The following is a 12,894-nucleotide window of genomic DNA, read 5'->3' as shown; positions in this document are numbered from 1 at the left end:
TGCATTTAGGGTAAAGCAGCGAGGTACAAAACACGATTAAGCAAAAGGTAGGGTATGAATTTGTAAAAAAGGCAGTTTTAAAATATAGAACATTAAGAAAGAAAAGTTAAACTCATGAAATCAAAAAACTTTTTAATATCTAGTTTATAAAAAGGCAGGCAAACAATAAGTAACTGCTTACTTTTTAAGCATATTAACTATTAGTCTAATAAATTGTATGAATAGCAAACAAGATAGATAACAGTCGAGAAATGGGGTGCAAGATACGAACATCTAGCAGCGATTTCACATCGCGTTTGTCCCATATTTCACTCATTGCATCTTGTTGTTGTTCACTTATGACGCGGTATAAAACCGCTGCTACATGCAGGCGTAAGACAAGTTTCACGCCTGCATTTAATACCTAATTTAACACCTATTTGGTTTTCAACTTATTCAATTCATCATCTTGCTGTGCAACGAGTGCATTAAGCGTTTGACTACCATCTCCAGCTTGTGTTGATAGCTCGGCTAATTGCGATGCGGCATCTGAAATTAAGGTAAGATTACGATTTATCTCTTCCGTAACTGAGCTTTGCTCTTCTGCTGCCGTTGCTATATGGGTAATTTGTTGTGTAATTTCATCAACTTTTACCACAACTTCATGCAGCGCATCAAAAGCGACCGAGGTTTCATCCACCGCAGTTTGAGCTCTCACAACCCCTTGCTCAATAACTTTAGAGGCATTGCCCACTTCAAGCTGCAAGCTGTCGATAAGACCACTGATATCATCCGTTGAAGCGCGTGTTTTAGACGCAAGCGCCCTCACTTCATCGGCAACCACAGCAAAACCACGGCCTTGCTCCCCTGCCCTTGCCGCTTCAATTGCTGCATTAAGCGCAAGCAAGTTAGTTTGCTCTGCAATTGTTCTGATCACGTCTAGAATTTGTGTAATATCGTTACTTCGCGCCGCTACTTTCTCAACGGCTTGATTAGCTTCTTTTATCTCGCTCGACATTGTTTTAACTTGTGTCACCGCAGACGATAAGCTTGACTCACTGCTGACCACTAACCCGTTAATTTCATCAGCTTGTTGAGCTGACTGCTCTGAAGCTCTCGCTACTTCCAGTGCAGTCGCACTCATCTCATTCATTGCAGTTACTACGCTCTCAATTTCTTGGAACTGAGCTTGAACATTGTGTTTGGTATCAACGGCAACACTGGTGGCAAGCTCTGCCTGTTGCTTTGTTTGAGTTGATACGTTTTTTAGCTCGCTAATCAGTGTTCGTAGTTTGGCAAGAAACGCATTAAAACCTGTAGCCAAAGCAATAAGCTCTTCGTGGGTCTCAACATGCAAAGTCTGCGTTAAGTCACCTTCAGCACTGGCAAGATTATCGACCCGTTGCTGAATTTGTTGCAATGGTGCAACAATCGTTCGTATTACTAGCAGCATAATCAAAAATGCGGCACCAGCAATGATTAGTCCTGTAACCAGTATTAAACCGCCTAACGTATTTGCATTTTCACTCATCGTATTAGCAAGAGCTTGCGGACCTTCAAGAGCAAGCTCTGCCGGCACCTCTATTAATAAATTCCACTGTGTGTTTGCAAGCTTAATGGTGATTGGATAATTAACTAAATACTCTGCGCCCACCTTAAAAATACCACTTTGCTTTTTTAACTTATTGTAGTTTTCAAGCATATTTTTTGGCACCGCTTCTTTAAGAGGTCTGCCAAGTTTATCTTTGTAATGACTACTGCCAACGACTAAATCAAGCGAGCTTAATAAAGTAACCCGGGCTTTGCCGCTATAAAGCTCTTTTGACAACTTTTCTGTCATTTTTTGGAAAACAGGAAGGGTTAAATCAACACCTGCAACGCCTATAAACTTTTCACCTCTAAGAATTGGAACTGTCAGAGAGGTCATCATTTCTGAATACCCAGGCGAAATTTCATAAAGATACGGCTCCATAATGCAAGGGACTTTCGTGTCTTTCACACACAGGTACCATTCAGCTTCTCGTTGACCAAATTCATTGAGTGTGTCTACGTATTTTTCTTTAACATCTTCAACAACTTGCTGTTCAATAGTACCATCACGATTACGGGTAAAATAAATTTCAAGCGTCCCCGCCCCTGCAACTGAGTGATCATAACCGCTGATAAAATTTGCATCGCGGTTATCAAACCCATTGCGCTCAAATTGAGTATAAATAGACGACAGTAAGGTGTTTTTTTCAAGCAATGAGCGGTTTAACTCCACAACAGCTTCACGCGTTAGCGTACTCGCGGCTTTTTCATCACCCAACATCGCAGCATAAGAGTATGGCACACGATACGCTTCATTAATAAACCCAGCAACTTGCTCACCATAGGCTGCTGCATTAGAGGCAAGTTTATCTTCAACCTCAGCAACAATCAGCTTTTCAGATTGCGCAGATAGCTGTTGGTTACTGCTTGATAACTGCCACCATAAAACACTCGATAGAACAAACACAGTAATAAAAATACTGCCAACGGTAAGCCATAATAATTTCTTTGCTAATGCTAACTGCCGCATTGATTTTTCCCATTTTTATTGTTGGTTTGCTAATAGTTTAGACCATTTGCATGACAACAGAGAGACGAATAGAAAAAAAGTGTGAATTTAAGGCTCATAACCCCATCTAAACGAATTAACTGTAACTGCTTTGCTATGTTGGCTGCCAACACTCCTTATAACAATTAATCAGCTGTATTTAGATGGTTATTTAACTTTTTCAAATTACGTTCTATCTTTATCCAGAAATCTTTTTAAATAAGCTCATAATAATAAACACCTACAGGTGACAATAATGCAGCAACACACATTTGATTTTGATCAAATTATCATAGGCTCTGGATTTGGCGGTTCTGTCAGTGCGCTACGTCTAAACGAGAAAGGTAACCGAGTTTTAGTACTCGAAAAAGGCCTGCGCCGCGAAGATAAAGCGTTTCCAAAGACCAACCTAGATATAAAAAACTATATGTGGCAGCCTGAAATTGGTCTAAGAGGCTGCATTCAACTTTCACTTACCAGCAAAGTGACTGTGCTGCATGGCGTAGGTGTCGGCGGTGGCTCACAAATTTATGCTAATGTGCACCTTATTCCTGATGATGAGGTCTTTCAATCTCCAGCGTGGACGCGGATAAAGCCAGACTGGAAAGAAAGCCTAATGCCCTACTATGGTCTTGCACAGCGAATGTTAGGCAGCGCCAAAAATACCTACACTAATGTTGCGGATGACACGCTTAAAGATATTGCTGAGCAGATGGGTCAAGGTGACTCATTCAAAACCGTGAACACTGGGGTGCTTTTTGCAAAACCTGGCGAAGCCTATAACAAAGAGCTACCAGACCCTTACTTTAATGGCGATGGTCCAAGGCGAAATACCTGTCATTACTGTGGTAGCTGTATGACAGGTTGTCGCCATAATGCCAAAAATACCCTCATGAAAAACTATCTTTACTTTGCCGAGCGCAATGGCGTAGAGATAAGAGCTAGCTCTGAAGTAATAAAAATCACCCCGCTCAATGCAGATGGCAGCGCCGGATACAAAATTAAGATTAAAGATACCAGCCATCGCAATAGCCATATTTATACGCTAACAACACGAGGCGTTGTGCTAAGTGCTGGGGTGATGGGCACTGTTCCTTTGCTTTTAAAAATGCGCGATAAAGATAAAACACTACCCAACATTTCGCCATGGCTTGGTCAGCAAATTCGCACTAATTCTGAAACACTTACCACAGTGAACAACACCACTAAAAAAGTTGATGACGGTGTTGCGATCAGCTCATTTATTTCGGCCGATAAAGACACCAACATCGAAATTTGTCGGTTTCGAGAAGGTGCTGATGGCACGTGGCTTTATTTACCTTACGTTCCCATGGTCACGGGAAAAGGCCTCAAGCGTATTACTAAGTTTTTAGTTAATACACTTCGCCATCCAATAAAAACGGCCAAAGTATTACGCTCAAAAGGCAAAGCCCGCAGCTCAATTGTATTTTTAGTGATGCAAAAATCAGAGGCGTTTATTCACCTTGAATGGCGACGTAAATGGTATCGCTTATTTAAAAATGGCATTACTGCCGTGCAAAAAGAAAATGACACGCCGCTTAGCGTTAGCTTTCCAAAAGCAGAAGAAGCAACCAAACTTTACGCCGAAAAACTCGGTGGTGTACCAGGTTCAGCCTTAACTGAAGTGCTCTTTGGTGTCCCGATGACGGCGCATATAATGAGTGGAGTTGCCATGGGTACTGATGCTTCTAACGGCGTCGTTGATAGCTCTGGTGAAGTCTTTGGGTATCAAAACCTACGTGTTATCGACGGCTCAATCATACCAGGTAATTTAGGGGTAAACCCATCATTAACCATTACCGCATTGTCTGAGTACGCGATGAGCCAAATACCCGTATTCGATGAAACAAGAGCAAGTAAGATTAAGCCAATAGAATTTAGTAAACCACGTGAAGGCCTAGTATCAGCGCTTACTGGTTCAGGTGATTTAGCAAAATCGATTGCTGAAAAACAAAAAAGCCGTGCATAAAGCACGGCCTATTTTGATAAATAGCAATTAGATCACTGATAATTCTACAGCAATGTTACCACGCGTTGCGTTTGAGTATGGGCATACTTCGTGCGCTTTATTAACAAGTGTAAGAGCGGTGTCTTTATCAAGATCACCCACTGATACCGCAAGCTTAACAGCAATACCAAAACCACCTTCGATAGGACCAATTGATACTTCAGAGTTAATGTGAGTATCTGCTGGTAATTTAATTTTTGCTTGGCCAGCCACTAATTTTAATGCGCCGATAAAACACGCTGCGTAACCTGCTGCAAATAACTGCTCAGGGTTAGTACCTTGACCATCATCACCACCTAGCCCTTTTGGTGTTGATAGTGCCACATCTAAACGACCATCATCTGATTTTGCTATGCCTTCACGGCCACCTGTTGCTGTTGCTTTAGCTGTGTATGCGATGCTTTGTAGTTCTTTCATGATTACTCTCCTAATTGAGTGAAAATATATTTTGTATGCAAAATATATTAGATCAGCTTTTCCGGGATTGCAAATACTTTGCATGCAAATTAAAATACTCGTATTGAATTTTGAGGATCGAGTATGAAATACCCACAACTAAAATTAGATAACCAGCTATGCCACCGCTTATATATGGCATCGAATGGGATTGCCCGTGCGTATCGAGATTCTCTCAATCAATTAGATTTGACCTACCCGCAGTACGTAGTAATGATGGCGCTGTGGGAAAAAGATCAGATCAGCATTGCTGAATTACTTGAAAAAACCGCTATTGATGGCGGTGCGATGACGCAAATTTTGAAAAAAATGAGCGATAAAGCATTGTTATCGATCACCAAAGATAGCCAAGATAAACGCAAACGACTCGTGCAGCTCGAAGCCAAAGGCAAGGCGATGCAAGATCAAGCTGCCGATATACCGTCGCAAATTCGTTGTCGCTTCCCAAGCGTGAGCGAACCACAAGCGTTGCAACTGATTGAGTTACTCGATTTAGTAAATAGTGACCTTAATTAACAAAAATTATTTGAAAGTGAATTTGGATTACACCGCTTTTTAATAAAACTAGATGCGCTATAGTGTTCAAAACTCATCAATACGGACACCATCATGAAAGCATTTGGATACACTACAGCAACCCCAACGTTATCAGACTCTTCATTACAAGCGATTGAATTACCTGATCCTGTTGCCACAGGTCACGACATTCTTGTAGCCGTAGAAGCAATTTCAGTAAACCCTGTTGATACTAAAATTCGCGCTAACGTGTCACCAGATTGTGGCTACAAGGTTATTGGCTGGGATGCCGTGGGGACGGTTAAAGCTGTTGGCGACAAAGTTTCGTTATTTAATGTCGGTGACCGTGTGTTTTATGCTGGCGACTTAACGCGCCAAGGTAGCAATGCTGAGCTGCAACTTGTTGATGAGCGCATTGTCGGTCTTGCACCAACAAGCCTTAGTAATAGTGAAGCAGCCGCCCTGCCATTAACCAGTATTACAGCGTGGGAGTTACTGTTTGACCGCTTACAGATTGAAAAGTGTAAGAATAATAAGCCAGCTTCAGTATTAGTGATAGGTGCCGCCGGTGGCGTGGGCTCAATTTTAGTGCAACTTGCCAAACAGCTTACCAATTTAACCGTTGTTGGTACCGCCGCACGAGAAGAAAGCGCCAACTGGCTTAAAGATTTAGGCGTTGATCATGTGCTTGATCATAGCAAAAACCTTAATCAGCAACGCCTTGCAGCCGACCTGAATGAATTTGATTACGTAGTGAGCTTAACGCACACCGACCAACACCTTGATAGCATTATGGAAGTGATCAAGCCACAAGGTAAATTGGCACTGATCGACGACCCTGCAAGCTTTGATATTTTAAAGTTAAAGCGTAAAAGTATTTCCCTGCATTGGGAGTTTATGTATACCCGCTCAATGTTCCAAACCGATGATATGATTGCCCAGCATCAGCTTCTTTCAGAGCTCGCGACCTTAGTGGATAACGGTACAATCAAAACAACATTGGGTGAGCATTTAGGTAAGATAAACGTAGCAAACCTTATTAAAGCCCATGGGATATTAGAGTCTCACAAGGCTCGTGGAAAGCTTGTATTAGAAGGGTTTGAGTAACAAGCATGTAGGTGGCGCAAGCATCTAGCGGCGATTTCACATCGCGTTTTGCCCTCGTTTCTTCCCTACCGCACCCAGGACGACCTCTAGGCGTCACGCTTGCTTGGCGCGCGAAACAAGTTTCACGCCTTCGTCCAGGGGTTTTACCTTTGTGTGGTAGTTAATAATTCATGACTAAAGTCATTCCTAGGAGGCGCGAGTATGTAGCAGCGATTTCACATCGCGTTTTATTCTCATTCATTAACGATAACAGGATAGGTCTTTCATACACGCATCATTAAAGTGCACAGAATAAAACTTATTTCCCTATTTTAGTGCTTGGAAAAATTACTTATAACAACAAAAATCACAACATATTGATTTAAAACAAATTTAAATCATAAAACAGTTTGGCACAGATCTTCCAATAGTGAGTATGAACAGGCACTAACAAGGAGACTAACGTGACTCACTTCTTTCACACTCTTTATCTACTTTGGCGATTAGACATCAGCACATGGCATATTCATGAGGCTCACGATCCGCATAATGTTGCTGATTTGGAGCGTCGCTATGTTAAATAATGATCCGACTTTTATCGAAGCATTACAAAAGGTTTCTGTACATCAACTTACAATCACCGAGGCAGCAGAACAATACGACATCCCTAAAAGAGCTATTTACAAAGCAGTAAGGCAGCAACAGACCAAGCTAAACAAGCAAAAGGCATATTTAATTGCCGCTCAGAAGCGTCTTAAGCAAAACCTACGTAATGTAGAAATGGAGTTAGCTAGCTTCAGCTAAATAACTTCTGTATGGTTAAAATACACGCACAATAATGACGGATTAAGTATGCACGCAGTAGAAGTAAACTTTGATGGCTTAGTGGGGCCTACCCATAATTACGCGGGATTATCGTATGGCAATGTTGCTTCGCTAAGTCACGCCTCTTCGCATTCAAACCCAAAAGAGGCGGTGCTACAAGGCCTTGAAAAAATGAAGGCGATGCACGAATTAGGACTTGAACAAGGTATTTTTGCACCTCATGCTCGCCCCGACATTAACGTGCTAAAACGCTTAGGTTTTACAGGCACTGATAGCCAAATTATTGAAAAAGCATTTAAAGCCGACCCAGTTTTGCTACGCGCTTGTTACAGTGCATCGGCCATGTGGACAGCCAATGCTGGCACTATCTCGCCTTCAGTCGATACCCTTGATGGCAAAGTGCATTTTACGGCTGCAAACTTAAATAATAAGTTTCATCGTTCGTTAGAGCCAGTAACAACATCCGCGTTGTTAAAAGCCATGTTTAACGATGAGCGTTACTTTAGCCATCACCCACACTTGCCAGATCAGGGCTTTTTTGGTGATGAAGGTGCTGCAAACCATAATCGATTATGCGACAGCCATGCAGATACAGGGCTTGAGATTTTTGTGTATGGGGCCAGTAGCTTTAATAGCGCCCTACCAAAACCCGTTAAATTTCCTGCAAGACAGTCACTTGAAGCATCACAAGCCATTGCCCGCTTACATCAACTAAAGCCTGAAAATCAGTTATTTATTCAACAAAACCCTGATGTGATAGACCAAGGCGTGTTTCATAACGACGTGATTGCAGTAGCCAATGGCAATGTACTTTTATGCCATGAACAAGCCTTTTTGAATCAGCCTGAAACGCTAAAACAAATTAAACACGCCTACCTTGGTAACAAGCCGCTGCATATTATTGAAGTGCCGACCAATAAAGTAAGCATTACAGATGCCGTAGGTAGCTATTTATTTAATAGCCAGTTAATTACCTTAAGTGATAACAGCATGATGCTGGTTGCACCTAAAGAGTGTGAGCGCAATCAAGCCGTTCACGATTACATTCAAGAAATGATTGTGGCAAATAACCCAGTTCAACAAGTGCGCTTTTTTGACTTGCGCCAAAGTATGCAAAATGGCGGTGGCCCTGCTTGTTTGCGCCTACGTGTTGCGCTCAATACTGATGAATTGGCAGCAGTCAATCCAGGAGTAAGATTCAGTGAAGAAAAATATAACCAATTAGTAAGTTGGGCAAATAAGCATTACCGTGACTCTTTAAGTAGTGACGACTTTGCCGATCCATTGCTTTTAACCGAAAGCTATCAGGCACTTGATGAGCTAACCAGCTTACTTAACTTAGGCTCTGTTTATCCATTCCAACAAGAATAAATAATGAAAATTAAAGCAGTACATTCTATTAAAGGTGTGTCTAAATCACTTAACGCATTGCTGATTGATAGCGTCACCAATGGCGCATCAATTGGCTTTATAGCCCCGTTATCATTACAGTCGGCACATGACTATTGGCAAGCAGTCGATGCCGATTTAGCCACTCCCTATCGTCGTTTATACCTTGCTTTCGATGGTGAAGATGTAATTGGCTCTGTGCAACTTTCTTTATGCGCTAAGGCGAATGGCAGCCATCGAGGTGAGGTTGAAAAGCTGATGGTACATAGTGATTACCAAGGCAAAGGAATTGCAAAAAAACTTATGAATAGCCTTGAAACAGATGCACAGGTGTTAGGTCTAGCTTTGCTTGTTCTAGACACACGACTTGGCGATACTGCATCACATCTATATCGAAAACTAAGCTACATAGAAGCAGGCACAATTCCTGGGTTTGCTAAAAGTTCAACAGGGGAGTTTGATGCGACTGTGTATTTTTACAAACAGGTCGTTTAATTTAGCCAATTCAGGTGAATATAGCCATAAAGTCGACTTATAAAATTTTATAAACCCACTACACTAGTAGTAAGAATTATATAAGGAGAAATTAATGGCGCTATCAATTCAGCAAAGGGTACTGCTTCTTGCCCTTCTTCCACCTTTACTCATTGCGATTATGCTCACTATTTATAACTATGTGCAGTCAAAAAATAGTGGTGCTCAAACAGTGGAAAGCTTTGCTTCACAAATGAAAAATGATCGCAAAGCAGAAGTGAGTAATTACCAAAAAATTGCCATGAGCTCTATCTCTCACTTAGTAGCGCAGGATAACGGTACAAATACTCAACAATTACAAGCTCAGGCTAAAGATATTCTTAGAAACTTACGCTTTGATGACGCAGGCGATACTGGGTATGTGTTTGTGTATGATCTGCAAGGTGTCAGCGTTGCCCATGGTGTAAACGCATCATTAGAAGGCAAAAACTTATATGACTTTAAAGATCCCAATGGGGTTTATTTAATTCGAGAGCTCATTTCATCAGCCAAAGAAGGGGGTGGCTTTGTCGAGTATGCATGGAAAAATACCCAAGGTGTTGTTAGTCCTAAACTTGGCTACGCCGCACTCATCCCAAAATGGAACTGGGTGCTAGGTACCGGATTTTGGATAAGCGGCCTTGAGCAACAAGTTGCCAGCACAGAAACAAGAGTTAATGACGCGATTGATAATGCATTTGTAAATACCATTATCGCCTCTATTCTTGCTGTTGCTGTAACAGCCGCAATTGCCGTTGTAGTATCTCGCAGTATCACAAGTCCGTTACATACAACTGTACTTGCCATGAATGATATATCTCAGGGTGATGGTGACCTCACTCGACGACTCATGGAAAAAAGAACTGATGAGCTTGGCCAGCTTGGGAGTTCATTCAATCGCTTTGCCGATGATGTTGGCAAAATGGTCATCGATATCCGCCAATCATCACAATCAATGAATCACGCCTCACTCAAGCTCAATGAGCTACTTGCTAATATGCATACGGGTATTAATCGTCAACATGAAGAAAGTGAGCAAGTTGCAACCGCTATAAACGAAATGTCAGCGGCGTCAATGGAAGTTGCACGGAGCGCACAAGAAGCATCGACCGCGGCTGAACATGCCGACCATCTGGTAAAACAAGCTAATAATCAGCTTCTTATTGCCATAAAAGTGATCAACGGACTTGCTAAACAAGTCGACGAAGGGGCGAATGCGGTTGACCAGCTCAATCAACAATCAAGTCAAATAGGCAGTGTGCTTGATGTAATCAGAAATATTGCTGAGCAAACAAATCTATTAGCACTCAATGCAGCGATTGAATCAGCACGCGCAGGCGAAGCTGGTCGTGGCTTTGCAGTAGTAGCTGATGAAGTTCGTACGCTCGCAAAACGCACCCAAGACAGTACCCATGAAATTGAAAGCATGATTGAACAAGTTCAGCAAGGTACAACAACGGTTACAAGTATAATGCAGGCAATTAAGAGTGGTAGCGCAACCAGTGTTTCTGAAGCAAGTGAAGTAGAAAAAGCTTTAAATGAAGTGTTGCACTCGGTTAACACGATTACATCACAAAATGCACAGATAGCCACCGCAGCTGAAGAGCAAACATCGGTCTCTGAAGCGATAAACCAAAACATGACAACTATTGTTGAAATTGCAAATAAGACGGCCAGTGATACTGATGTAGCAACCTCTTATATGCACGAGCTTACTGATACAGCTACGCAATTGGAGCAGAACGTTAGCCGTTATAAGGCTTAGGTTAGGTCGCACTTTTCAGCTAAAAAGTTATTTTTCTTAAGTTCAAGTTGCATTAAGTTTAATTCATTACACTTAATGCAACATTTAGAACACAAAAAGGGATCAATCATGAACTTCAAAACAACTTTATTAAGCAGCGCCATTTTATTTGCACTTGTAGGTTGTGGCTCAGATAGCGACGATAACGACACGCCAGATCCAACACCACAAACAGCTCAGTTCACACTAGGTGTATCGGATGCGCCTGTAACAGGTTTAAAAGCGGTTAACGTTGTCTTTGATTCAATCACACTGAGAAGCCAAGGCGGTGAAGAGTTTACATTTGAGACTCGTGAAGACAGTGATGACACACTACCAGAGATGGTTAACTTACTCGATTACACTGGCGATGATGTTTTCTCACTACTTGATGATGAAGAAGTACCCGCTGGCGACTATCAATGGATACGTGCTGATGTAATCAATGGTGACAGCAATAACCTAACGATGACTTCACATGTTGTATATGAAGATGACAGCATCGCGCCACTGGTTGTAAAACGCAAAGGCAACGATGGTGTAGGCGAAATCCAGCTAGATGGTTTTACACTTAACCAAGCTGGTAACGATTTTGTAATGGAATTTGATCTTAAAAAGTCATTGGTTGATCCACAAAATAGTGACGAGATTTTCTTGAAACCTCGTGGCGTACGCTTAGAAAACCTTGCTGAATCTGAAGATATTGAAGGTACAGTAAGCGACGTATTAATCGCTAACTGCGAAACAGATAATATCGATATCGCTCTTGAAGATGGCTCGTTTGGCCATGCTGTTTACCTATACAGCAGTGACGTAGAAGTCCCAATGGATAACTACGAAGTCAATGAAGATGAGACCCCTGCTGATGCCCCGCTTGCAACAGCTGATGTGGTATTCGATAGTGATGACAATCAATTTGAGTTTGAGCTTGCATTCGTACAACCTGGTGATTATCAATTAGCATACACATGTGCAGCACATATTGATGATGCAGAAGCGCAAGACCAGGCTTTCACTCTTTATCAGGTTAAACCTGTAACAGTCACTTCTGGCGACGACTTAGAGGTTTCATTCACTGTATCTGAATAATATCACAGCTTGCAAAATAAGCCCGCTATGCGGGCTTAATTACTTGCTATCCACTTAGCTACACCCAATGCTTCCATTACAAATTCAACAGACAAAGCGGCCAAAATCAACCCCATAATACGTGTTAGAATTGACGCACCGCCAGTGCCTATTAATTTTAAAATGCGACCACTGAGTAATAACAACACAAGCGTTATTAACAACACCCCTAGCATATTTAGAGCCGTTATAACTTGCTCTTTTATGGTGTATATATGGTTATCCGTTATTAAGATAACTGCCAATATTGCTCCAGGTGAAGCCGTTGCTGGGATAGCTAAAGGAAAAACGGAAATATCATGTTGCGGTTCAATATCCCCCTGTGAAGAATCATCAGCAAATATCATTTGCAGGCCAAATAAAAATAAAATGATGCCACCAGCAACCTGAAATGATAACAAGCTAATGCCCATTGCACTCAATAGTAACTGACCAATAACTATGGCGCCTATAAGTACAATGGCTGCATATCCCACCGTTTTAAAGGCTGTTTTGCGCCGCTTTTTAGCAGGTAATTTTGCCGTTAGAGCAGCAAACAGTGCCATCGTGCCTATTGGGTCAATTGTGGCCCAAATAACTAAAAAATCATGCAGTACTTTATCTAACATACAC

At 41.8% G+C, this 12,894-nt stretch carries 12 protein-coding genes; 8 read left to right on the top strand and 4 right to left on the bottom strand.

Going from position 1 to position 12,894, the window contains the following annotated elements; translation table 11 throughout:
* Positions 1-205 precede the first annotated feature (205 nt).
* A complete protein-coding gene (locus tag L0Z67_RS17455; RefSeq protein ID WP_237115435.1) occupies positions 206-388 on the bottom strand; it encodes a hypothetical protein in 183 nt (60 codons plus the stop codon).
* Positions 389-415: 27 nt separating this feature from the next.
* On the bottom strand, positions 416-2,539 hold the full coding sequence (locus tag L0Z67_RS17450) for a methyl-accepting chemotaxis protein (protein ID WP_237127291.1): 2,124 nt from the start codon (positions 2,537-2,539) through the stop codon (positions 416-418).
* Positions 2,540-2,813: 274 nt separating this feature from the next.
* Between L0Z67_RS17450 and L0Z67_RS17445 the strand changes: the two genes are divergently transcribed.
* Complete coding sequence (locus L0Z67_RS17445; RefSeq protein WP_237127290.1) at positions 2,814-4,547, top strand: GMC oxidoreductase; 1,734 nt, start codon at positions 2,814-2,816, stop codon at positions 4,545-4,547.
* A gap of 27 nt (positions 4,548-4,574) precedes the next feature.
* On the opposite strand, the gene L0Z67_RS17440 is transcribed toward L0Z67_RS17445, so the two are convergent.
* Positions 4,575-5,003: an organic hydroperoxide resistance protein gene (locus L0Z67_RS17440; RefSeq protein WP_237127289.1), complete on the bottom strand. Its 429-nt coding sequence runs from the start codon at positions 5,001-5,003 to the stop codon at positions 4,575-4,577.
* Positions 5,004-5,126: 123 nt separating this feature from the next.
* Here L0Z67_RS17440 and L0Z67_RS17435 point away from each other — a divergent pair, with 123 nt between their 5' ends.
* From L0Z67_RS17435 to L0Z67_RS17405, 7 genes are all read left to right on the top strand, one after another.
* Positions 5,127-5,558: a MarR family winged helix-turn-helix transcriptional regulator gene (locus tag L0Z67_RS17435; protein WP_062567676.1), complete on the top strand. Its 432-nt coding sequence runs from the start codon at positions 5,127-5,129 to the stop codon at positions 5,556-5,558.
* Positions 5,559-5,651: 93 nt separating this feature from the next.
* The gene (locus L0Z67_RS17430; RefSeq protein WP_237115439.1) at positions 5,652-6,665 is read left to right on the top strand and encodes a zinc-binding alcohol dehydrogenase family protein; all 1,014 of its coding nucleotides are present in this window, start codon (positions 5,652-5,654) and stop codon (positions 6,663-6,665) included.
* A gap of 552 nt (positions 6,666-7,217) precedes the next feature.
* Complete coding sequence (locus tag L0Z67_RS17425; RefSeq protein ID WP_392353575.1) at positions 7,218-7,448, top strand: helix-turn-helix domain-containing protein; 231 nt, start codon at positions 7,218-7,220, stop codon at positions 7,446-7,448.
* 48 nt (positions 7,449-7,496) lie between these two features.
* Positions 7,497-8,840, top strand: coding sequence for an N-succinylarginine dihydrolase (gene astB / locus L0Z67_RS17420; RefSeq protein ID WP_237115440.1), 1,344 nt, complete (start codon positions 7,497-7,499; stop codon positions 8,838-8,840).
* Positions 8,841-8,843: 3 nt separating this feature from the next.
* Positions 8,844-9,353 carry a GNAT family N-acetyltransferase gene (locus tag L0Z67_RS17415; RefSeq protein ID WP_237127287.1) on the top strand — a complete coding sequence of 170 codons (510 nt, stop codon included), beginning with the start codon at positions 8,844-8,846 and terminating at the stop codon, positions 9,351-9,353.
* A 94-nt stretch (positions 9,354-9,447) separates the two neighbouring features.
* Positions 9,448-11,136 carry a methyl-accepting chemotaxis protein gene (locus tag L0Z67_RS17410; RefSeq protein ID WP_062567681.1) on the top strand — a complete coding sequence of 563 codons (1,689 nt, stop codon included), beginning with the start codon at positions 9,448-9,450 and terminating at the stop codon, positions 11,134-11,136.
* A gap of 108 nt (positions 11,137-11,244) precedes the next feature.
* The gene (locus L0Z67_RS17405) at positions 11,245-12,243 is read left to right on the top strand and encodes a DUF4382 domain-containing protein (RefSeq protein WP_392353572.1); all 999 of its coding nucleotides are present in this window, start codon (positions 11,245-11,247) and stop codon (positions 12,241-12,243) included.
* A 35-nt stretch (positions 12,244-12,278) separates the two neighbouring features.
* Here the strand turns inward: L0Z67_RS17405 and L0Z67_RS17400 are convergent, their stop codons facing one another.
* Positions 12,279-12,890, bottom strand: a complete 612-nt coding sequence (locus L0Z67_RS17400) for a MarC family protein (protein WP_062567683.1) — start codon at positions 12,888-12,890, stop codon at positions 12,279-12,281.
* Positions 12,891-12,894 lie beyond the last annotated feature (4 nt).

Source organism: Pseudoalteromonas sp. PB2-1 (genome assembly GCF_045040605.1).
In the GTDB taxonomy this organism is placed as follows: Bacteria; Pseudomonadota; Gammaproteobacteria; order Enterobacterales; family Alteromonadaceae; genus Pseudoalteromonas; species Pseudoalteromonas arabiensis.
The sequence above is the reverse complement of the archived record's forward strand: the minus strand, read 5'-3'. Positions and strand labels throughout refer to the sequence as shown.